Source organism: Bacillus sp. JK74, from assembly GCF_053663395.1.
The window spans coordinates 90,574-111,071 of sequence record NZ_JBSJQB010000006.1; the positions used below are offsets into that span (position 1 = coordinate 90,574).

At 44.1% G+C, this 20,498-nt stretch carries 23 protein-coding genes and 1 pseudogene; 18 read left to right on the forward strand and 6 right to left on the reverse strand.

What is annotated here, in order from left to right; translation table 11 throughout:
• Window positions 1-4: 4 nt before the first annotated feature.
• The 4 genes from rlmD (at window position 5) to ACWJJ5_RS16380 (ending at window position 5,764) form a co-directional block, all read left to right on the forward strand.
• Window positions 5-1,381 carry a 23S rRNA (uracil(1939)-C(5))-methyltransferase RlmD gene (rlmD, locus tag ACWJJ5_RS16365; protein ID WP_454022545.1) on the forward strand — a complete coding sequence of 459 codons (1,377 nt, stop codon included), beginning with the start codon at window positions 5-7 and terminating at the stop codon, window positions 1,379-1,381.
• Window positions 1,382-1,561: 180 nt separating this feature from the next.
• Window positions 1,562-3,514 (forward strand): DUF2075 domain-containing protein, encoded by a 1,953-nt coding sequence (locus ACWJJ5_RS16370; RefSeq protein WP_173613086.1) that lies wholly within the window; start codon window positions 1,562-1,564, stop codon window positions 3,512-3,514.
• Between the two features lie 420 nt (window positions 3,515-3,934).
• Complete coding sequence (locus ACWJJ5_RS16375; protein ID WP_454022546.1) at window positions 3,935-4,888, forward strand: ATP-binding cassette domain-containing protein; 954 nt, start codon at window positions 3,935-3,937, stop codon at window positions 4,886-4,888.
• Window positions 4,889-5,764 (forward strand): ABC transporter permease, encoded by an 876-nt coding sequence (locus ACWJJ5_RS16380; RefSeq protein ID WP_003155719.1) that lies wholly within the window; start codon window positions 4,889-4,891, stop codon window positions 5,762-5,764. It begins immediately after the preceding gene.
• A 78-nt stretch (window positions 5,765-5,842) separates the two neighbouring features.
• Here ACWJJ5_RS16380 and ACWJJ5_RS16385 read toward each other — a convergent pair.
• From ACWJJ5_RS16385 to ACWJJ5_RS16400, 4 genes and pseudogenes are all read right to left on the reverse strand, one after another.
• A pseudogene (locus ACWJJ5_RS16385) lies at window positions 5,843-6,028 on the reverse strand (immunity protein YezG family protein); the annotation flags it as partial.
• A gap of 147 nt (window positions 6,029-6,175) precedes the next feature.
• Window positions 6,176-6,436, reverse strand: coding sequence for a TIGR01741 family protein (locus ACWJJ5_RS16390; protein WP_454022547.1), 261 nt, complete (start codon window positions 6,434-6,436; stop codon window positions 6,176-6,178).
• A 16-nt stretch (window positions 6,437-6,452) separates the two neighbouring features.
• The gene (locus tag ACWJJ5_RS16395; protein WP_069473184.1) at window positions 6,453-6,938 is read right to left on the reverse strand and encodes an antitoxin YezG family protein; all 486 of its coding nucleotides are present in this window, start codon (window positions 6,936-6,938) and stop codon (window positions 6,453-6,455) included.
• A 4-nt stretch (window positions 6,939-6,942) separates the two neighbouring features.
• Window positions 6,943-8,949: a T7SS effector LXG polymorphic toxin gene (locus ACWJJ5_RS16400; RefSeq protein ID WP_454022548.1), complete on the reverse strand. Its 2,007-nt coding sequence runs from the start codon at window positions 8,947-8,949 to the stop codon at window positions 6,943-6,945.
• 299 nt (window positions 8,950-9,248) lie between these two features.
• Between ACWJJ5_RS16400 and ACWJJ5_RS16405 the strand changes: the two genes are divergently transcribed.
• The 9 genes from ACWJJ5_RS16405 (at window position 9,249) to ACWJJ5_RS16445 (ending at window position 14,433) form a co-directional block, all read left to right on the forward strand.
• On the forward strand, window positions 9,249-9,968 hold the full coding sequence (locus ACWJJ5_RS16405) for a YebC/PmpR family DNA-binding transcriptional regulator (protein ID WP_003155709.1): 720 nt from the start codon (window positions 9,249-9,251) through the stop codon (window positions 9,966-9,968).
• Between the two features lie 179 nt (window positions 9,969-10,147).
• Complete coding sequence (locus ACWJJ5_RS16410) at window positions 10,148-10,441, forward strand: spore coat protein (RefSeq protein ID WP_115996197.1); 294 nt, start codon at window positions 10,148-10,150, stop codon at window positions 10,439-10,441.
• 175 nt (window positions 10,442-10,616) lie between these two features.
• The gene (gene ant(6), locus ACWJJ5_RS16415) at window positions 10,617-11,486 is read left to right on the forward strand and encodes an aminoglycoside 6-adenylyltransferase (RefSeq protein WP_454022549.1); all 870 of its coding nucleotides are present in this window, start codon (window positions 10,617-10,619) and stop codon (window positions 11,484-11,486) included.
• A 133-nt stretch (window positions 11,487-11,619) separates the two neighbouring features.
• Window positions 11,620-11,868 carry a spore coat-associated protein CotJA gene (gene cotJA / locus ACWJJ5_RS16420; RefSeq protein ID WP_003155704.1) on the forward strand — a complete coding sequence of 83 codons (249 nt, stop codon included), beginning with the start codon at window positions 11,620-11,622 and terminating at the stop codon, window positions 11,866-11,868.
• A complete protein-coding gene (gene cotJB / locus ACWJJ5_RS16425; RefSeq protein ID WP_003155702.1) occupies window positions 11,852-12,115 on the forward strand; it encodes a spore coat protein CotJB in 264 nt (87 codons plus the stop codon). The genes cotJA and cotJB overlap by 17 nt, the downstream gene beginning before the upstream one ends.
• Window positions 12,116-12,129: 14 nt before the next feature.
• Window positions 12,130-12,699 (forward strand): spore coat protein CotJC, encoded by a 570-nt coding sequence (cotJC, locus tag ACWJJ5_RS16430; RefSeq protein ID WP_003155700.1) that lies wholly within the window; start codon window positions 12,130-12,132, stop codon window positions 12,697-12,699.
• Window positions 12,700-12,787: 88 nt separating this feature from the next.
• Window positions 12,788-13,321: a GNAT family N-acetyltransferase gene (locus tag ACWJJ5_RS16435; protein ID WP_060674483.1), complete on the forward strand. Its 534-nt coding sequence runs from the start codon at window positions 12,788-12,790 to the stop codon at window positions 13,319-13,321.
• 30 nt (window positions 13,322-13,351) lie between these two features.
• A complete protein-coding gene (locus ACWJJ5_RS16440; RefSeq protein WP_017419062.1) occupies window positions 13,352-13,630 on the forward strand; it encodes a YesK-like family protein in 279 nt (92 codons plus the stop codon).
• A gap of 113 nt (window positions 13,631-13,743) precedes the next feature.
• Window positions 13,744-14,433, forward strand: a complete 690-nt coding sequence (locus ACWJJ5_RS16445; RefSeq protein ID WP_024084984.1) for a YetF domain-containing protein — start codon at window positions 13,744-13,746, stop codon at window positions 14,431-14,433.
• 32 nt (window positions 14,434-14,465) lie between these two features.
• On the opposite strand, the gene hmoA is transcribed toward ACWJJ5_RS16445, so the two are convergent.
• Window positions 14,466-14,792, reverse strand: coding sequence for a heme-degrading oxygenase HmoA (gene hmoA / locus ACWJJ5_RS16450; protein ID WP_003155696.1), 327 nt, complete (start codon window positions 14,790-14,792; stop codon window positions 14,466-14,468).
• Window positions 14,793-14,876: 84 nt separating this feature from the next.
• Window positions 14,877-15,239, reverse strand: coding sequence for a VOC family protein (locus ACWJJ5_RS16455; RefSeq protein ID WP_007408938.1), 363 nt, complete (start codon window positions 15,237-15,239; stop codon window positions 14,877-14,879).
• A 161-nt stretch (window positions 15,240-15,400) separates the two neighbouring features.
• Here ACWJJ5_RS16455 and ACWJJ5_RS16460 point away from each other — a divergent pair, with 161 nt between their 5' ends.
• The 5 genes from ACWJJ5_RS16460 to ACWJJ5_RS16480 all read left to right on the forward strand — a co-directional run bounded on the left by ACWJJ5_RS16460 (window position 15,401) and on the right by ACWJJ5_RS16480 (window position 20,387).
• Window positions 15,401-16,267, forward strand: coding sequence for an STAS domain-containing protein (locus tag ACWJJ5_RS16460; protein WP_146276292.1), 867 nt, complete (start codon window positions 15,401-15,403; stop codon window positions 16,265-16,267).
• A gap of 239 nt (window positions 16,268-16,506) precedes the next feature.
• Window positions 16,507-17,577, forward strand: coding sequence for a sulfate ABC transporter substrate-binding protein (locus ACWJJ5_RS16465; protein ID WP_454022550.1), 1,071 nt, complete (start codon window positions 16,507-16,509; stop codon window positions 17,575-17,577).
• Window positions 17,578-17,592: 15 nt separating this feature from the next.
• Window positions 17,593-18,429 carry a sulfate ABC transporter permease subunit CysT gene (cysT, locus tag ACWJJ5_RS16470; RefSeq protein WP_060674487.1) on the forward strand — a complete coding sequence of 279 codons (837 nt, stop codon included), beginning with the start codon at window positions 17,593-17,595 and terminating at the stop codon, window positions 18,427-18,429.
• Window positions 18,430-18,439: 10 nt separating this feature from the next.
• Window positions 18,440-19,303 (forward strand): sulfate ABC transporter permease subunit CysW, encoded by an 864-nt coding sequence (gene cysW / locus ACWJJ5_RS16475; protein WP_070081481.1) that lies wholly within the window; start codon window positions 18,440-18,442, stop codon window positions 19,301-19,303.
• A gap of 13 nt (window positions 19,304-19,316) precedes the next feature.
• Window positions 19,317-20,387: a sulfate/molybdate ABC transporter ATP-binding protein gene (locus ACWJJ5_RS16480; protein ID WP_077721922.1), complete on the forward strand. Its 1,071-nt coding sequence runs from the start codon at window positions 19,317-19,319 to the stop codon at window positions 20,385-20,387.
• Window positions 20,388-20,498 lie beyond the last annotated feature (111 nt).

Here is a 20,498-nt window from a genome sequence, read left to right on the forward strand (position 1 = left end):
ATAGATGAAAATGAAACCCCCGATAGAAAAAAATGAATACTATGACGTGACATTTGAGGATTTGACGCATGAAGGAGCGGGCGTCGCAAAGGTTCAGGGCTTCCCGATCTTCGTGCCGAACGCCCTGCCTGAGGAAAAAGCGCAAATCAAAGTGACACGCGTCAAAAAAGGCTTCGCTTTCGGCCGTTTGATCGAGCTGAAGGAAGAAAGCCCGCACAGAACGGATGCCCCGTGTCCGATCTACAAACAATGCGGCGGCTGCCAGCTTCAGCACATGACCTATGAAGGCCAGCTCTTGTTTAAACAGAAACAAGTCAAAGACGTCTTAGAACGGATCGGCAAGCTGGACCTCTCAAAAGTTACCGTGCACCCGACGCTCGGCATGGAAGACCCGTGGAACTACAGAAACAAAGCGCAGGTGCCGGTAGGAGAAAGAGAAGGCGGACTCGTCGCCGGATTCTATCAGCAAAGAAGCCATGACATCATCGACATGAGCGCCTGCCTGATTCAGCAATCCAAAAACGATGAAGCCGTCCAAGCCGTCAAAGACATCTGCGCAGCATACGGTGTCAAAGCCTATAACGAAGAACGCCACAAAGGCTGGCTCCGCCACATCATGGTCAGATACGGCGTCGTCACGGGCGAAATGATGATCGTCTTCATCACAAGAACAAGCGATTTTCCGCACAAAGCGAAGATCATCGAAGATATCACAGCGCAATTCCCGCACGTCAAATCCATCGTGCAGAACATCAATCCAAACAAAACAAACGTCATCTTTGGCGACGAAACAAAGGTCATCTGGGGCGAAGAATACATCTACGACCTCATCGGAGACGTCAAATTCGCCATCTCCGCCAGATCGTTCTATCAGGTCAACCCGGAACAGACAAAAGTGCTCTACGACAAAGCGCTTGAGTACGCAGAGCTGCAAGGAGAAGAAACCGTCATCGACGCCTACTGCGGCATCGGAACCATTTCTCTATTTCTTGCAAAGCAGGCGAAAAAAGTGTACGGCGTCGAAATCGTGCCGGAAGCCATCGAGGATGCGAAACGCAACGCTGAGCTGAACGGCATCACAAACGCGGAATTCGCAGTCGGAGAAGCGGAAACCGTCATTCCGAAATGGTATGGAGAAGGCATCACGGCAGATACGCTAGTCGTCGACCCGCCAAGAAAAGGCTGCGACGAAGCCCTCCTGCGGACGATCATCGACATGAAACCGAAGCGAGTGGTGTACGTGTCCTGCAATCCAGGAACGCTTGCAAGAGACCTGAGGGTGCTTGAGGATGGCGGGTATCAGACGCTCGAAGTGCAGCCTGTGGATATGTTCCCGCATACGAATCATGTGGAGTGTGTGGCAAAGCTAGTATTGAAATAAAGCAGTGTTCTCTTTTTGAGAACGCTGCTTTTTATATTAATATGTGAAGGAACCTTTTTAATTATCATATTAAAACAGATTAATTTGAAGAAAAATGGTATTCTCAATATAGCTCAATTTAGTTATTTTGAGCGGCGAATTTATAGAGATAACGCAAAAAGTTAATGAAAAGGTGAAACAATGATAGTCTATGAAGCTACAAAAGAAGAGTTTCTGAGTGATGTGTTTGACGACAATTTGGTGACGAATATCTGTAAAAACTATAATGATAAGATTGGCAAAATCAATGAGAGAGAGGTTAGATCTTGGGATAACTCTATGCAGTATATGTATAGGGTATTAAGTGATAGAGAAATTCCTAAGGACGCAGGAATTGCTATTGAGTTCAAAATACCCCATACTTCAAAGCGTATTGATTTTCTTATATCTGGATCAGATAAGGATGATCGTTCATCTGTTGTGATTGTGGAACTTAAACAATGGGAGAAAGTAGAGAAAATTGATAGTAAAGAGGCTATCGTTAAAACGTTTATAAATAAGGGAATTCGCGAAACAACCCATCCATCTTATCAAGCCTGGTCATACGCTTCGTTAATAAAGGATTACAATGAAAATGCGCAAAAAGAAGATATCATGCTATATCCTTGTACATACTTACATAACTACTTGAATCAGGGTACAGACGATCCATTAACTGATTCAATATATGAATATTATATAAAAGAAGCTCCTGTTTTTATCAAAGGTGATTCAGGTAAGCTTCGTGATTTCATTAAAAAGTATATTAAATATGGAGACAACAAAGAAATCCTATATACAATAGATAAAGGAAGAATACGGCCTTCGAAGTCTCTTCAAGATTCGTTAAACAGTATGCTTCAAGGTAATCGAGAGTTTATGATGATTGATAATCAAAAAGTTGTTTATGAGACGGCTTTACATTTGGCGAATGAGGCATTACGTACAAACACTAAACAAGTTTTAGTTGTAGAAGGCGGGCCAGGTACAGGAAAATCTGTTCTTGCTGTAAATTTATTAGTAGAAGCAACAAACCGAAGTCTCGTTGCACAGTATGTAACAAAAAATGCAGCTCCCAGAAATATATATGCTACTAAGTTAAAACAAAACTTTCGGAAAGGGCACATTGATAATTTATTTAAAGGATCGGGCAGTTATGTCAATGCTCCATCAGGTGAATTTGACGTTTTAATTGTTGATGAGGCGCATCGATTAAATGAGAAATCCGGTTTATTTAATAACCTTGGGGAAAATCAAATTAAGGAAATAATAAATGCTTCCAAACTTTCTGTTTTTTTCATAGACGAACATCAAAGAGTAACGTTAAAAGATATTGGTAGCACTGATACAATCCTTAAATTCTCAAAAGAATTAGATGCTCAGGTTACAAATATGAAACTGGATTCACAGTTTCGTTGCAATGGTTCAGATGGTTATATAAGCTGGTTAGATGATGTTCTTCAAATTCGGGAAACTGCGAATTCTAATTATATTGGAATGAACTACGATTTTCGTATATATAGAAATCCAAATGAATTGCGTAAACAGATAGAAGATCTGAATAAAGTTAATAATAAAGCTCGAATAGTTGCTGGTTACTGTTGGGATTGGGTGAAGGAAGGAAAAGCTAGAACAGAATTTCATGATATCGAGATTCCTGAATATCAATTCGGAATGAGTTGGAATTTAAATAACTCAGACACATGGGCAATTGACGAAGATTCTATTAATGAAATAGGTTGTATACACACATGCCAAGGTCTGGAATTTGATTATGTAGGTGTAATTATAGGAAATGATCTAGTGTGCAGGGATGGAGTAGTATTGACTGATCATTCAAAGCGGGCGAAAACAGATACCTCCTTACGTGGTTTGAAGAAAATGCTAAAGCAAAATTCAGAAGAAGCTGAGAAGCTTGCAGACGAAATTATTCGCAACACATACAGAACTTTGATGACCCGGGGACAAAAAGGCTGTTTTATTTATTGTATAGACAAACAATTAGAAAATTACTTTTTTAAAAGGCTGAAACATATGCAAATGAATTACAAAGAGAATGAGTTCTTTAAGTCTTCATCAGTTGCTGAAGAAAAAGCCACATATAAGCACAAATGAAACCTTTTTTAATTATTTATTAAAACGGAATTGGGAAAAACATCACGCTATGATCTTGTACCTTTAAAAAGCAGGGAGGGCAAGATTTTGCGATAACTGTTAAAGGCTTTTTAACGAATGCGACTAAAATTTCTACCGTTTTTGCAGGAAAAGAAAAATCTATTTGTGTAGGAGATCCTTACAAAGCTTCTTAACAAAGTGGCGATTGTTAATGACTTGGGGAATGAAAGCATAATATTAACGTAAAACGATAAAAGGCTTCTTTTAAGAAGTCTTTTTATGGTACGCATATCTTCATAATCAAGATAATTATTTATAAAAAGATAATAAATTTGGATAAAAATGAGAAAATCCTGGCGGGAATGACGATATAAAGTTAGTGAACAACGGTATAGAATCTTACTTTTCGAGGTGAACAGAATGGGAGAAGAACAAGACATTATTACAGTAACCGATCTGCGCAAAAAATATGGATCATTTGAAGCAGTGAAAGGGGTATCCTTTTCTGTCAAACGCGGCGAGCTGTTTGCATTTCTGGGAACGAACGGTGCAGGGAAATCGACCACTATCGATATTCTCTGTACGCTGATTAAAAAGACATCCGGAAAAGTGGTAATAGACGGTTATACGCTTGGTGAGGGGAAAGAGAATAATCATATCCGCAAAAAGATCGGAGTTGTTTTCCAAGAGAGCATTTTGGATGAACGATTGACCGTTTATGAAAATATCATGAACCGCGGACAATATTATCATTTAAGCAAGGTACAAGTGCAAGAGAACTATCAGTTTGTAACAGACTATTTAAAATTGGATGATATTAAGGAGAAAAAATACAGCGATTTGTCAGGCGGACAAAGAAGAAGAGCGGATATTGCCCGTGCCATCATCCATAAACCGACTATATTATTTTTAGATGAGCCTACTACAGGTCTTGATCCGCAAACGAGAGTATTTGTTTGGAATGCGATTAAAAGGCTGCAGGAAGAAACAAACATGACGATCTTTTTAACGACCCATTACATGGAGGAGGCCGCTGTGGCTGATAACGTTGTGGTCATCAAAGAAGGACGCCTGATCGAAGAGGGTACACCAAGTCAGCTGAAAGATCAATATGCGTTTGACAGTCTGCATATGATGTTTAAGCAAGGCGTTGATCCGACTGCCTGGTTTGAAAATAAACAACTGGATTTTACGGTTAAAAACTCTATTTATTCCCTTCGTGTAGAGTCCACTCTCCAAGCGTTTGACATTTTGAAAGGTCTTGAAGGAAAAATTGAATCTTTCGAGGTGATTAAAGGGAATATGGATGATGTGTTTATCCATATTATCGAAGAACAAGGAAGCAGTTTGCCAGTAAAGGGGAGCATTGCATAAATGAAGTCTTTATCCAGTTTAATCAGCAGAAATATAAAAATATACTTCCGTGATCGAACGCTTTTGCTTCTTTCTTTGCTGTCAGTATTTATCGTCATTCTGTTATATGCCGTGTTCTTACAGCAGACACAGCTGGACGCCATTAAGGCCCTGGTCGGTTCGACAGATGATTCCAAAGCAATGGTGAACGAATGGATGGTGGCGGGATTGCTGTCCATTACAGCTGTGACAACGACTTTAGGCGCTTTCGGAATTATGGTGAAAGATAAAGAAAGCAAGAGAACGTATGACTTTTTAACAGCTCCTTTATCAAGGGCGACCATCCAATTGAGCTATGTCATTCATTCATTTGTCATCGGCTTGATCTTTTCTTTCATCGCCTTTTTAGGCTGTGAAATTTTTCTCGTTTCAACAGGCAGCAAGCTTTTAAGCGGTACAGATATACTTGAAGTATTGGGGATCATTATTCTTTCAGTTGCACTCTCAAGTTCCATAAATTTATTTTTAACGCTGTTTATTCACACACAAAATGCATTTTCGACGTTAAGTACGATTGTCGGAACAGCCATCGGTTTTTTATGCGGAGTATATGTGCCGATCGGCGGCGTACCGGTGTTTGTGCAGAAGATTATTATGTATTTCCCTATCAGCCACACCGCCGTTCTGTTCAGAAAAGCGTTTATGACAGACTCAGTTGATAAAGTATTTAAACATGCTTCTGCGGACCAAATACAGGAATATGAAAAGCATTACGGGATCGTCTACAAGTTAAACGGCCATTTTATCAGTACGGCTGCGAGCTTGTGGGTCATTGTCATTACAGCCATCATATTTACCGTCATATCTATTTTCATATTTAAAAAACAAAATAAATGACCTCTTCAGACGATACATAACGATGTAACAGGCAGCATCCGTTTACTGGATGCTGCCTGTTTTGTTTATTATTATTCTTTTGTGCTCAATTCTTAATTCCTCAAAAAGTTCTCGGATTTCTCTTAAAAAAGTGTTGAAGATATCTTTATTTACACCGTATCAGGCTGGTAGATCTTGCGAATAAATCAGTTGACGTTTTTTTGGTGTCTTGAAATGAAAGAGAACCATGGTAGAGTCATCTAATACTTCTGCATAAAGATACATTTTTGCCCATTCACAAGGTATGATGTCATTTAATTCTCTGATACAAATCTTACGTTTTTTTAGTTTCCAACCTTTTTCACCCTCAATCGTCGAGAGATCCCAGTTATAAAAAATAGCCCAGCAGTAAAGCGCTGAGCCATTATTGATTTATAGACCGAAGTAGCTTATTACAAACTGTTTATCATCCTCATCTTCAGGCAAAATCCCCAAGTTTTGATATTCCCATACCACTTGCCGTTGTGTTCCGTTTAAGTCTGAGGCGATGACATCGGTGTAATCGTAGTCAATTGAGAATTTACCGGTATTCTCTAGTTTAAGCGTTAAATTGGTCCAACAATCTGGGTTATTTGCTTTAAATTCTTCTTTTAACTCCTCGAATAACTCTTGAAGTTCAATTAATAAACTCACGTAATCAGAAACTAATTTAAATTTTTCCTTCGTTAGTCTTAATATAATCCTCTAAAAAGTCTCTGACCGTTTTCCTTTTTGGCAGTAAACCCAGGTTTTTATACACCCAAATAGCTTTTCTTTGAGATCCATTTAGCTCTGAAGCAATTACATCTTCATAGTTATAATCTATAGAAAACTGTCCTGTCCTATCTAGTTTCAAAGTCAAGTTTGTCCAAATTTGCGGATTATTTTCCTTGTACTCTTCGCGTAATTCTTCGAATGATTCTTGAAGTTCGATTAATAAATCATCATAGATATCTTCGCTTACATTAAAATGGTCTGGAATGTTATGTGAATATAAGAATTCACTCTCGCCCGGTATATTAAAATAAAAATATACTTCGGAAGAGTCCTCTAATATCTCGGCGTAAAGATATACTTTTTCCCATTCTGATGGAATCATTTCATTTATCTGATTTGCTATTCTTTGATACAATTCACCCATTTTTGGTGTGTCCATGATCTCAACCTCCAGATTGATTTTTTATTGTTACTTTTTCGAAATCAGCATCTCCAATGCTGTACTTAACGATGAATTTGTCTGGTCTTAGTGAATCACCTTTATATATGGCTTTTATATTAACGTTAACTTTTTGCGGTGGTTCTTCTTTAAGAGCCTTTGCCCACTCCTGCTCCATCTCATACCATTTCCCGCCGCTCCTATTAATCTGAGAATTCATAGGCACGATGTTGTCGAATTGGCCTGAGCCTTTGAATTGAGTGGCGATTAGGTGGCCTCCGTCGTCATCTGTCAGACGGTCTGGTTTACCTGCTTTTGACTGTGCATATTGGTTGCGTTTTGCTTCTCCCAGCTGTAAGTCTGCTTTGACACTTGTAATTCTACCATAGTTGTCAGTGGTGTACGTGTAGCCTTCTTTTGTTTTATAGATGACATTCGGTTTTAATACTTTCTTTCTGGTCCATTTCGCAAAATGCTCGCCGTATTTGACCGTTACCGGCGGTACATGCGGTGCCGGTGTCCGTCTGCCGCTTGCGGAGGTTCCGTACGGTTTCGGCAGGATGACCTTGGCGAATTTCTGCAGTCCCTCTTTAAGTGTGACCCCGTTGACTGCATTGTAAGGCACGCCCGCCGGCACTAAGTCGTGACGCGGATGATACGGGAGAATATCAGCCAGGGTGAGATCTCCAATTTGATTTAACTTGGTTTTGACACGTTTTTTTGATACTTCCATGCTTGTGTTTACTTTTTGTTTGATGTGATCAACGGTTTGTTTTGAGACCGTTATCACTTTTTGTGCTGCGGCGGATTTGCTTGCTGCTGTTTTGACTTTGGTTGTCACTTTGGCGGCTGTGCCTGTTTTTGAGACGGCACCGACGCCTTTTGTGCCGACGACTGATGTCACAACGGTGCCCACTGCATATGACACCCATCTTGCTCTGGAGTAGGTGTCGCCATTCACCATGTCTTTTTGGTACGATTCTTCGATTGCCGCTGAAATGGCTTCATACGTCTTGATCGGGTGAGCCACCGCTCCTGTAATGGCTTCAACCGTTCCGCCCGGATCTGTGACCATATCCCATAGGCCAGTGACCGCGTCTTTTCCGGAATCATAAAGGCCGACGGCAACGCCTTTGAAACCGTCTGTAAGTTCACGCGTGTTTTCAATTTGAGTGAAGTAGCGCTGCTGTTCTTTTGTCAGGTTTTTATAGCCGATCGTTTTGGCCATTGAGTAGAATTCATCAGCATTCGCATAATCGTAGTTTTTCAGTCTTTCTTTCAGTTTTTCAATCTCTCGTTCCTTCGCTTCCTCTTTCTTCATCTTCAAATAAGCATCCGAATGTCTTGCAATCTCGCCTTTTTTCTTATGGATGTCGCTTTCACGGTACGCCTTGGCGTTGTAGTGAAGCGGCGTGGCGCCTTTTCCTTTGCCCGTAGCGTTTTGGAGCTGCTGAAAGTCGGCTTGGATGAACTGTTCGTTCGCTTCGGTTTCTGCGTATTCTTTTGTTAGATCGTGATCAAGCTTGCCGAGTTTATGTATCGTTTCGCTTCTTTTTTTGTCAGCTGAAGACAGCTTTTGATCTGTGCTTTCCGTTGAAAACAGATCAAGCGAGATGATGTCTTCGATCTCTCTGAGGATGGACCCCATGTCCTTTTTTTGCCCTTCCATAATCGCCTTTGATTTGCTGAGGGCGTGGGTGAGTTCATGCTCCAGGAAAGATTCCTCCACATGCGAACTGGAAAGTCCGGCATCTTCGACCTTGCCGGGAAGGCTTGTGAGAAATGCGATTTTCATATCGATCAGATCAAGCCAGCTGTCTGTGACGCCGGCGTGGTCCTTGAAAAAAGCTTTGATGTTATTTGCGCCCCGGCCTGAGAAATCATTGTCACCAAGATCAGCCATGCCTTGAAACGCTTTTTTCAGATTAACCATCTGGCCGCGCAGTTTTTTGTATTCACCCGCGCGCTGTTTGGCGGCGGCCAGGAGGGTGGTTGCTTCGAAAACTTTCATGACCATATCCTTTCTTTTGTTCGATATCAAAATTTTACCACGTGAGTCAGGATATACAGTGTAGGAAATAGGTAATAAGAATAAAATGAATCTTTTGGCTTGCGACTTCCTTCCTGTATGAAGGGGGGCTTTTTTATGTTTTGTACAATAATCCTCAAATTCGGCTTACTGCGCTCCGGTGATTTTAAGCGTGCCTGTTTTTTCTAATGTCTTACACTCGAAACAACCCAACCGCTGAGGTATAATAGAAGCAGAGTATTTATCATACAGATTCAATTCGTGAAAGAGAGTGGAACAAAATGGGCCGTAAGTGGAACAATATTAAAGAAAAGAAAGCATCAAAGGACGCAAATACGAGCCGGATTTACGCGAAGTTCGGCCGTGAGATTTATGTGGCGGCAAAACAAGGCGAGCCAGATCCGGAATCGAACCAGGCGTTAAAAGTGGTGCTTGAACGCGCAAAGACGTACAGTGTGCCGAAAAATATTATTGAGCGTGCGATTGAAAAGGCGAAAGGCGGCGCGGAGGAGAACTTTGACGAGCTGCGTTACGAAGGTTTCGGGCCGAACGGTTCAATGATCATCGTTGATGCGTTAACGAATAATGTAAACCGCACGGCGCCTGAAGTGCGCGCCGCATTCGGGAAAAACGGCGGAAATATGGGTGTGAGCGGGTCTGTCGCTTACATGTTTGATGCGACCGCCGTTATCGGCGTTGAAGGCAAGACGGCGGATGAAGCGCTGGAATTGCTGATGGAAGCTGATGTGGACGTGCGCGATATTTTGGAAGAGGATGACAGTGTTATCGTATATGCCGAGCCTGATCAATTCCATGCCGTACAGGAGGCATTCAAAAATGCCGGCGTTGAAGAGTTCACGGTTGCGGAGCTGACGATGCTTGCGCAAAATGAAGTCGAGCTTCCGGAAGATGCGAAAGCTCAATTTGAAAAGCTGATCGATGTGCTGGAAGACCTCGAAGACGTACAGCAGGTTTATCACAATGTGGATTTAGGCGAATAAAGACAAAAAGGCCGGGACGGCATAAGTTCCGGCCTTTTTATTTTGCTTATGCGGCCGGCCTGTATCGTATTTCTCCGTAAGCAATTATTGATTATTTCACCAAAACTGGGCGGATGCCCATACGTTTCCTTCCGCATGTCATAAACTGGACTGTAACCTATGTGAAGGAGCGATAAATCATGAATGAAAGAAGACCGATTTACGGCGGCGGCTATGGAGGCTACGGAGGCTACCCGGGGTACGGTTTTGGCGGCTACGGAGGCTACGGTGGCTACGGCGGCTTCGGAGGATATCCGGGATACGGTTTCGGCGGAGGCTACGGCTACCCGGGATACGGTTTTGGCGGTTACGGCGGTTTTGGCGGCTACGGCGGCTTCGGAGGATATCCGGGGTACGGTTTTGGCGGCTATGGCGGAGGCTACGGCGGCTACCCGTTCCATCACCATCATCATCGGGACAGCCAATTTATCTGACCATTCGGGAAAAGCACTCTTGGAACAGCAAGAGTGCTCTTCTCATGTTCTTGCAGCTGTGTTACGATTGGAGCAAAATCATCAAGTACATATGACATTTCTGTAAATCATGAGCAAGTTGTTTATAAACTGAAAAGCATGATCTGTAAAAACTCTTTATCGGGAGGTTTTACATGTGAGAAGTGAAGACGAAATGATGAAATTGATTCTTGATATTGCGATGAAGGACGAGAGAATCCGTCTTGTCACTTTAGAGGGATCAAGAACCAATAAAAATGTACCGAGAGACAAATTTCAAGACTATGATATTTCTTATTTTGTGACCGATATGGACTCTTTCACATCTGACGAAAGCTGGCTGGATCAGTTTGGCGAAAGAATGATGATGCAAAAACCTGAAGATATGGAACTTTTCCCTCCGGAACTCGGAGACTGGTTCTCCTATCTCATGCTTTTTAAAGATCATCATAAAATCGACTTAACTTTGATCCCTCTGAGTCAAACAGAGAATTATTTTACACAGAGTGATGGTTTGGCGGAAATATTATTAGACAAGGATGACCGAATCAACAGTAAGATGATTGCGAGTGATGAACAATATCATATAAAGAAACCGACCCCCGGAGAGTTTGATGATTGCTGCAATGAATTTTGGATGGTTTCAACCTATGTGATTAAAGGATTAATGCGTAAAGAAATACTGTTTGCGCTGGATCATATGAATGACATTTTAAGGCCTAATGTTTTGCGTATGATTGCGTGGAATATCGGGATAGAGCATCAGTTTTCATTAAGTGTAGGGAAGAATTATAAGTATATTCAACATTACATGAATGCGAAAGATTGGGAAATTCTGCTGAATACTTATGTCGGCAATACGTATGAAAGTGTGTGGAAGGCATTATTTGACTGCCAAGGTCTCTTCAGAGCATATTCAACGTCAGTGGCTGTTTTATTGAGATATGAATATCCTGAATATGATCGACGACTTACGGAATATACATTGAAACATTATCAGCGCTTTCAATCAGATTTTTCATTATGATTTTTTTACTTCAAATTCCAGATGAGCTGCATTGAGTCCGTTTTTAACGGGCTTTTTTATTTTCTTACAGGGCATAAATGCCGATACGGATTCATACCTATTAAGGTCATGTGTTTAGGAAAGGAGGATCGTAATGAAAGAAAATCAGCCGTTTACACCGGTCAAATCCTATAAACCCTTCCACAGCCGGTTTGATCCCTGCCCGCCGATCGGAAGAAAATACTACAGAACGCCGCCGCATCTTTATATGCGGTTTCAGCCGTATCACTTGGAGCAGTTTTCTCCGATGGAGGCATTGAGAAAAGGAACCCTTTGGAAGGATCTTTACGATTTCTATGATAATCCTTATCGGGGGGGAATCGAATATGGCGAAAAAGATTGATGATGAATACTATCGGCTGCTGGAACAAATCCAGGCGGCGGACTTTGTCTTGGTGGAGCTGACGCTTTATCTGGATACGCATCCCCATGACCGTCTCGCGCTTCAGCAGTTTCATGAATATTCCCGGTACTCAAGGCAGCTGAGAAAACGGTTTGAACCTGAGTACGGACCGCTTCTGCAATTCGGCGTGAGTCAGGCCGGCGCTCAATGGGACTGGGGCCGCGGTCCTTGGCCATGGCAAGTATAAGGAGGGATCTGTAAATGTGGGTATATGAAAAAAAGCTGCAGTATCCGGTTAAAGTGAGTACATGCAACCCGATGCTGGCTAAGTTTCTCATTGAACAATACGGCGGGGCGGACGGCGAATTGGCCGCAGCGCTCCGGTACTTAAACCAGCGCTACACGATTCCTGATAAGGTGATCGGCCTGCTGACGGATATCGGCACGGAGGAGTTTGCGCATTTAGAAATGATTGCGACGATGATTTATAAGCTGACAAAAGATGCGACACCGGAGCAGCTGCGTGATGCAGGGCTCAGTGATCATTACGTCAACCATGACAGCGCGCTGTTTTATCACAATGCGGCCGGAGTTCCGTTCACAGCGTCTTACATACAGGCGAAGGGAGATCCGATTGCTGATTTATATGAGGATATTGCGGCTGAAGAAAAGGCGAGAGCGACGTATCAATGGATTATTGATATTTCCGATGATCCTGACCTGAATGATTCACTCCGTTTTCTGCGTGAGCGTGAAATCGTTCACTCTATGCGTTTCAGGGAAGCGGTTGAGATTTTAAAAGAAGAACGTGATAAGAAGAAAATTTTTTAAACGGCCCTCAAACATGACGGCTGTTTTTTTCCTTTCTGCGTTTGGTCTATAATAAAGGTGTCGAATATTCTGATTACAGGAGGATTTTATGACACCATTTACGATTACGGAGGAGAAGGCGGGGGCATTCCGGGTCACCTCCGCCCGGAAGGATGATGAAGAAGAGGTTATGGATCTGCTCGTGCAAGCGGCAGAATGGCTTCGCGATAAAGGGTCGAACCAGTGGAGCGGCCTTCTGCAAGGGGAAGATACCCACAATATGCGGGAGGCGATCGCCAAAGGGTATGTTTTTTTATTCAGGCAGAATGAAGAGCTGGCAGGCGTCGTCATGCTGCTTCCCGAAGCAAGCGGGTGGGACAGACGTCTATGGGGCGATGAAGGACATGAGGAGTCCGTATATCTCCACCGGCTGGCGATTAACAGGCGGTTTGCAGGCGCGGGGCTCGGCCGGACAATCATGACTTGGGCGGAGACGGGTGTGTCTTGTCCGGGAAAAACGAAAATCCGGCTCGACTGCGTGGCCGAAAACAAGGCGCTTCAGTCGTTTTACAGCGGAATGGGTTACGAATCAAAAGGGCTCGCGCCGGGTTATCATTTGTTTGAAAAAAAGGTGAGTAAATAAAAAGCTCCTTATGACGGAGGTGCAAAAGACATGGGGTTTTTTTATCTGATCTGTCTGGCCGCATTTTGTCTTAACTTTGCCGTATCGGCTGTGCTCCGTAAGAAATGGCCTAAAAAGATGTGGCCTGAGTGTCTTTTGGCGGTGCTGGGCCTGACTGCTTTCGGTACGGTTGTTTACAGCATTTTCGGTGTCGGCGGCTGGGAAGGAATGGGCTTGGGGCTTGCCGCGATGTTTGCGGGTTCCGGAGCGGCAGCCGGTTATGCCGCTGAGGTGTGCTTACGGGTCGTCAGATCGAATCAAAAACAGTAAGCAGAAGTGAAAAAACGCGGCCTCGGCTGCGTTTTTTTGTGTATTGCCGGCCGCTGTATAGAAAACAGGCGGATGTCCATAATGGTAATGACTTTTAAGAAGAAGGTGCGAATATGGGACATTTACTTACAGTGGCTTGGGAGTTAGTATGCGGCTTGGGTATTTTATTTGTGATTTTAAAATTGCTTGGAAAAACCCAATTCTCGCAAATTACGCCGTTTGATTTTATTTCCGCGCTCATCCTCGGCGAACTGGTCGGAAATGCGGTGTATGATAAAGGCGTCAGGATTATTGAAATCATTTTTGCTTCTCTGTTATGGGGGGTTTTAATTTATCTCATCGAACTGATTACGCAGAAAGTAAAAAGCTCCAGAAAGCTGTTGGAAGGCGAGCCGAGTATTATCATACATAAAGGAAAACTGAAATATGATGTGCTGAAAAAGAATAAGCTGGACATTAATCAGTTGCAAAGCCTTCTCAGACAGGCGAATTGCTTTTCCATACAGGAAGCGGAGTACGCGATTTTAGAAACAAACGGGATGGTCAGCGTCCTGCCGAAATTCCAATATGACACGACGAAAAACGGCGACATGCAAATAAAGCCGAAGCAGGTCTCTTTGCCGGTCACGCTGATTATTGACGGCGAAGTGCTGTATGAAAATCTGAAAGAAGCCGGGCTGGAAGAAAAGCAGCTGAATCAGGAGCTGAAAAAGCTGAACATCAAAAAAACGGAGGACGTGCTGTATGCGGAATGGAAGCCCGATAAACCGCTGTTTGTCCTGCCGTATGAGGAGAAAAAATAAAAAGAGCATTGCCCTGGGGCAAATGCTCTTTATTATTTTTCGTGTACGCCTGTTTTAACGGCTCTGACATGATACATACCGACATCCGTTCCAAGCATATAATCAGGTTTCGGCTTGCCTTGGTTTGCTTTGTGGGCCGCGATGTGGTCTTCGCTTTTTTCCCATTGTTTCCAATGGTCTTCAGACTCCCAGCGGATTAACACGACGACTTCTTCATCACCGCGGCGGACTTTTTTTTCCAGAACCGTTACGTCTATCAAACCTTCCTGCTTTTCAATCACGCCTTCTGAACTGAAGCGTTCGATTACTTTGTCGGCATGTCCTTCTTTTACGGTCATTTTTCTGATTTGCACAAACATCTGGCAGCTCTCCAATCATTTTCACGCTTTATCCAACATTTTAAATGAAAATGATTATCAAAGTCAATTGAGATGCCTGACGGATTACGATTTCAGGAGAAAGACATGACCATCCTCATCTTTAAATTGCACGAAGCTGCCCCATTCCATTTGTTTCGGTTCATCTAAAAAGGTGATGCCGTTCTTTTTCATCTGTTCGTATGCGGCAAAGACATCTTCACACTCAAATACGATAGAAGCCTTCATATGCTCGGCCCCTTTCATCATCGATTTCGGATAAATAACCAAATGAGTGGCGGCCCCTTTGGGCGCTACCTCAAGCCAGAAGGCGCCCGGTCCCATCGGATGCTCGGCGACGGTTTCAAACCCCGCTTTTTCCGTCCAGAATGTTTTCGCTTTTTGCTGATCATCAGTGTATACGGCAACTGTCGCGATTTTTTTGATCATCATACTGACCTCCTGTTTCATTTCTTTTATAGTGTATCCTCCTGCCGAAAAAAGCAATCAAAAGCTTTAATGTGCCGGCTTTTTTTAATTTCTCTAGTGCGATTGGCGATTCCGATTTATAATTTAGACAAAAGTACATATTCTTGAAAGAGGAGACGGCAGTGAACAAAGACCAATTACTTCATGATTATATTATTACACATTCGGCAGAGCTGACGGAAAAATGGCTTAAGCTGAGACGGAAGCTGAGAGGGCGTTTTTATTCTGCGGATCAATTAAGCGAGGAAATGAAACGGCTGCTGATCGAGCAGCATACCTTTACAAACACGGTCATCGCAAGCGCTTTTTTGGAAGATCCGGCCGTTTTTCAGCATAATAAAGAAAAATGGGCCGCACAGGTAGCGAAAAGCAGAGTGGAGCAAGACGCGGAGGTTCATGAGGTCGTTGAGGCGATCGGCAATTCAAGAACTGTCTTTTGGGAGGCGGTCACCCGTTTTATGGATGAGCATCAGGACATCGTAACAAATGAGGATGCCCGCCGCTGGAATTACATTGTCAACGGCTCGTTTGATCAGCTGATGACGGATTTTACTGAACAGTTTCAGAAATTAATGATCGCGAGGCTGTCATCTCAGCAGGAGCTTATTTCCGAATTGAGCTGTCCGGTTATTTTGATCGCGGATACGATCGGCACTCTGCCGCTCATCGGCCCGATTGATACGAGACGGGCGCGTGTGATTTTGGAGTCGGTGCCGGAAAACTGTGTCGCCAAACGGATCACAAACCTTGTGATTGATCTGTCCGGTGTGCCCATTGTCGATACGATGGTGGCGCAGCAATTGTATATGCTGTCGAAAACGTTATTTCTCCTCGGCATCAGAACCGTGTTTTCCGGCATTCGGCCTGATGTGGCACAGACTTCTATCCAATTGGGGCTTGATTTTTCAGAGTATCAAACTTACGGCTCCCTGGAGCAGGCGCTCGCCAGCATGGGTGTCACATGTGTGATCGAGGAAGCAAAAGCATAGAAAAAAGGTGCTCCGGCCAGAGGCGGGGCGCTTTTTTTGTCAGCGGAAAACAATTTAAATATTCTAAAACTTAGTTGACAGCTAGGGATAGTTTGAATTATTCTTATACACATCGAACCGGCACAAATAGCTGATCGTACACAAACGAAAGCTGGCCGTTCTGCCCAAATCTGATACCGGTATAATTGCCCATCAGTCAACTGAAGGCATATTATTTCCCTTTTTTGAAAGGGGATAATATGCCTTTTTTTATGCGGAAAAAGAGAGGAGAAATCAGGCACATGAAAAAAACAGCGGCATTTTTAGTATTGATCTTATTGGCAGGGGCGCTGTCAGCATGTCAATCTGAGTCCGGCAGCGCGTCCTCAGACGGAAAGACCGTTCAGCTGCTGAATGTATCGTATGATCCGACACGGGAGCTGTATAAAGAGTATAATCAGGCCTTTTCTTCCTACTGGAAAAAGAAAACGGGTCAAGATGTAACCGTTCAGCAGTCGCACGGAGGTTCGGGGAAGCAGGCCAGATCCGTAATAGACGGACTCGACGCTGATGTCGTAACGCTTGCTTTAGGTTATGACATTGATTCGATAGCAGAAAAAGCCCGGCTCATTGATCAAAACTGGCAGTCACGTCTGCCGGATCAATCAACTCCTTACACGTCAACCATCGTATTTTTAGTCAGAAAAGGGAATCCGAAACACATCACTGATTGGGCTGACTTGGTGAAAAAGGACGTTTCGGTCATTACGCCCAATCCGAAAACATCGGGCGGAGCCAGATGGAACTATTTAGCGGCATGGGCATATGCCGATGAAACGTATCATCATGACGACACGAAAATCAAACAGTTTATGAAAGACCTCTACGGCAATGTGGAAGTGCTTGATTCAGGGGCGCGCGGAGCCACGACCAGTTTTACAGAAAGAGGGATGGGGGATGTGCTGATCGCCTGGGAAAATGAGGCCTATCTCACACTGAAGGAATTCGGCAAGGAGAAATATGAGATTGTCAATCCTTCAATCAGCATTCTGGCTGAGCCTCCTGTCTCTGTTGTCGACAAAACCGCGGATAAAAAAGGAACAAAAAAAGCGGCTGAAGCATATTTGTCCTACCTCTACAGCAAAAAAGGGCAGGAGATCGCCGCGAAGAATTTTTACCGGCCCCGCGATAAAGGGGTTCTGAAAAAGTATGAAAAACAATTCCCGCAGATTAAAACGGTGACGGTCGAAAAGGAATTCGGCGGCTGGAAAAAAGCGCAGGAAACTCATTTCAATGACGGCGGAACCTTTGACAGCATCTATGAGAAATAGAAAGAGGAAACGAGTATGAGAACGTTACTTTTCAAAAAAACAAAACCGTCCGTGATTCCGGGGTTCGGATTAACGATGGGATTTACATTTTTATATATGGCCGTTTTGGTTATCGTGCCGCTGTCCATGGTGTTTTTTCATACGATGTCAATGGGGCCCGGGGACGTCTGGCATATCATTTCTGAGCCGAGGGCCGCGGCTTCCTATCGGCTGAGCTTCTTGACGGCGGGCTGCGCCGCTTTGATCAATGCGGTTTTCGGCGTTGTCATCGCCTGGGTGCTGACGAGATATGACTTTCCGGGGAAAAGGCTGGCTGACGGCCTGGTTGATCTGCCGTTTGCGCTGCCGACCGCCGTCGCAGGCATTACATTAACGGCAATGTATTCACCGGACGGCTGGATCGGACAGTTGTTTCCTTTCCGTATTTCCTTTACACCGATCGGCATTGTCATCGCATTGACGTTTATCGGGCTGCCTTTTGTCGTCAGGATGGTTCAGCCCGTCTTAGAAAATCTCCAAAAGGAAACGGAAGAAGCATCTGCGTCACTTGGAGCTTCGAAATGGAAAACCTTCCAAAAGGTCATTCTGCCGGAGCTTTTTCCTTCTATTATATCGGGTTTCGCATTATCTTTTGCCCGCGCCCTCGGGGAGTATGGTTCTGTTGTATTTATCGCGGGCAATATGCCGTTTAAAACCGAGATTTCCCCGCTGATCATTATGACGAAATTAGAGCAATACGATTATGCCGGGGCAACAGCTGTTGCGGCAGTCATGCTTGTCATCACATTTTTCATTTTATTCATCATCAATGGATTGCAATGGCTCACCGCGAGAAAATACGCAGGAAGGTAGGGGATATGCCATGCAGCTGGAAACAGCGAAAACAGCCGTGCCTAAGCGGGAGATACGGGAATCACCCGTTGTGAAATGGGTGCTGATCTCAGCAGTTCTGCTCTTTTTGTCCATATTTTTAATCATGCCGCTTGCATTTATATTTATTGAAGCTTTTAAAAAGGGAGCGGAAGCATATATCCTCTTTGTCACGCATCCGGATTCCCTTGCCGCGATGAAATTGACGCTCCTCGTCGTTTTTATCACGGTTCCGCTGAATACGCTGTTCGGCGTCGCCGCGGCGTGGGCTGTGACCAAATATGAATTCAGGGGGAAAAGTCTGTTTATGACACTGATTGATCTGCCGTTTGCCGTGTCTCCGGTAATCGCGGGCTTAATCTTTGTCCTTTTGTTCGGGCTTCACGGCTGGCTTGGTCCATTTTTACTTGATCACCAGATAAAAATCGTATTCGCAGTCCCGGGAATCGTGCTTGCATCCTTGTTTGTGACGCTCCCTTTCATCGCCCGGGAATTAATACCGCTTATGCAAAGCTTGGGAAATGCTGAAGAAGAAGCGTCCGTTACCCTTGGTGCTGGTGGCTGGAGAACGTTCTGGCATGTGACGCTTCCTAATATCAAATGGGGGCTGATCTACGGGGTGATTTTGAGCGCGGCCCGGACAATCGGCGAATTCGGCGCCGTATCAGTCGTTTCCGGTCATATCAGGGGTGTTACCAACACGCTCCCGCTTCATATCGAAATTTTGTACAACGAATATCAGTTTACGGCCGCTTTTGCGGCGGCCTCCGTCATGTCGGTTTTTGCGATTGTGACACTGTTTTTGAAAAACATCATTGAATGGAAAGCCGGTTATCGTTCTGTCAAAGCCGGATGAGGAAGGAGTCATTATGGAGATTACGATCGACAGTATTTCTAAGCATTACGGAAACTATCAGGCATTGCGGGATATCAATCTTCACGTCAATAATGGCGAGCTGGTTGCGCTTCTCGGTCCGTCAGGCTCAGGCAAAACGTCATTATTGAGAGTCATTGCCGGCCTCGAGCAGGCGGATGGGGGGCGTGTCCTGTTCGGAAAACAAGATGTGACGGATACGCATGTAAAAAGCAGACATGTCGGTTTTGTGTTTCAGCACTATGCGTTATTCAGCAAGATGACGATTTTTGAAAATGTCGCCTACGGATTAAAAGTCCGTCCGCGAAAGCAGCGTCCCGCCAAAAAGGAAATTGCCGAAAAGGTGAGAGAGCTTCTGGCGCTTGTGAAACTGGAACCTTATGAAAAGCGCTATCCCCCGCAGCTGTCAGGCGGACAAAGACAAAGAGCCGCCCTCGCACGCGCCTTGGCCGTAGAACCGAACATTCTGCTGTTGGATGAACCGTTCGGCGCGCTTGACGCCAAAGTAAGAAAAGAGTTAAGGCAATGGCTCAGACGGCTTCATGATGAATTCGGCATGACAAGTATTTTCGTCACTCACGACCAGGAAGAAGCGCTTGATGTGGCCGACCGCATCGTCATTATGAATGAAGGTGCGATTGAACAGATCGGAACGCCGCAGGAGGTGTATGATCACCCCGCAAATCCGTTTGTGTACGACTTTCTCGGCAGTGTCAACGTATTTGAAGGAAGAGTGGAGGAAGGAAAGCTGATCACCGGAAACGCGGCAATACCTGTCGGGCATGCTGATCAGGACAAGGGGATCGCTTATGTGAGGCCGCACCATTTTACCGTAGAAAAAAAACCGTCCGGTCTGCATTCATTTGAAGCAAAGGCGGCTCATATCCGTGCCATCGGACCGTCCGTCAGATTGGAAGCCGTCCGTACCGACACAGGCCAGCACTTGGAGATTGAGCTCTCAAAAGAGCAATATGACGCCTTGGGGGCGGGCGTCGGCGACACGGTTTATGTCAAAGCGAAGGAAGTGAAAGTTTTCGCAAAGAAAACATATCCGAAAATTGTGTAAATGCTGTTGATTTCTGAATGAAAACATAATAGTATAATTATATATTTCTTATCAGAATAGTATGAATTAAAACACTCATTGTCAAAAGACGAACGGCCAGACATAAAGGGG

Excerpts from the sequence above, each read along its gene's own strand:
- rlmD (WP_454022545.1), top strand. The coding sequence starts at position 5 with ATGAAAATGAAACCCCCGATAGAAAAAAATGAATACTATGACGTGACA.
- ACWJJ5_RS16370 (WP_173613086.1), top strand. The coding sequence starts at position 1,562 with ATGATAGTCTATGAAGCTACAAAAGAAGAGTTTCTGAGTGATGTGTTT.
- ACWJJ5_RS16375 (WP_454022546.1), top strand. The coding sequence starts at position 3,935 with ATGGGAGAAGAACAAGACATTATTACAGTAACCGATCTGCGCAAAAAA.
- ACWJJ5_RS16380 (WP_003155719.1), top strand. The coding sequence starts at position 4,889 with ATGAAGTCTTTATCCAGTTTAATCAGCAGAAATATAAAAATATACTTC.
- ACWJJ5_RS16395 (WP_069473184.1), bottom strand. The coding sequence starts at position 6,938 with ATGGACACACCAAAAATGGGTGAATTGTATCAAAGAATAGCAAATCAG.
- ACWJJ5_RS16400 (WP_454022548.1), bottom strand. The coding sequence starts at position 8,949 with ATGAAAGTTTTCGAAGCAACCACCCTCCTGGCCGCCGCCAAACAGCGC.
- ACWJJ5_RS16405 (WP_003155709.1), top strand. The coding sequence starts at position 9,249 with ATGGGCCGTAAGTGGAACAATATTAAAGAAAAGAAAGCATCAAAGGAC.
- ACWJJ5_RS16410 (WP_115996197.1), top strand. The coding sequence starts at position 10,148 with ATGAATGAAAGAAGACCGATTTACGGCGGCGGCTATGGAGGCTACGGA.
- cotJA (WP_003155704.1), top strand. The coding sequence starts at position 11,620 with ATGAAAGAAAATCAGCCGTTTACACCGGTCAAATCCTATAAACCCTTC.
- cotJB (WP_003155702.1), top strand. The coding sequence starts at position 11,852 with ATGGCGAAAAAGATTGATGATGAATACTATCGGCTGCTGGAACAAATC.
- cotJC (WP_003155700.1), top strand. The coding sequence starts at position 12,130 with ATGTGGGTATATGAAAAAAAGCTGCAGTATCCGGTTAAAGTGAGTACA.
- ACWJJ5_RS16435 (WP_060674483.1), top strand. The coding sequence starts at position 12,788 with ATGACACCATTTACGATTACGGAGGAGAAGGCGGGGGCATTCCGGGTC.
- ACWJJ5_RS16440 (WP_017419062.1), top strand. The coding sequence starts at position 13,352 with ATGGGGTTTTTTTATCTGATCTGTCTGGCCGCATTTTGTCTTAACTTT.
- ACWJJ5_RS16445 (WP_024084984.1), top strand. The coding sequence starts at position 13,744 with ATGGGACATTTACTTACAGTGGCTTGGGAGTTAGTATGCGGCTTGGGT.
- hmoA (WP_003155696.1), bottom strand. The coding sequence starts at position 14,792 with ATGTTTGTGCAAATCAGAAAAATGACCGTAAAAGAAGGACATGCCGAC.
- ACWJJ5_RS16455 (WP_007408938.1), bottom strand. The coding sequence starts at position 15,239 with ATGATCAAAAAAATCGCGACAGTTGCCGTATACACTGATGATCAGCAA.
- ACWJJ5_RS16465 (WP_454022550.1), top strand. The coding sequence starts at position 16,507 with ATGCCTTTTTTTATGCGGAAAAAGAGAGGAGAAATCAGGCACATGAAA.
- cysT (WP_060674487.1), top strand. The coding sequence starts at position 17,593 with ATGAGAACGTTACTTTTCAAAAAAACAAAACCGTCCGTGATTCCGGGG.
- cysW (WP_070081481.1), top strand. The coding sequence starts at position 18,440 with ATGCAGCTGGAAACAGCGAAAACAGCCGTGCCTAAGCGGGAGATACGG.
- ACWJJ5_RS16480 (WP_077721922.1), top strand. The coding sequence starts at position 19,317 with ATGGAGATTACGATCGACAGTATTTCTAAGCATTACGGAAACTATCAG.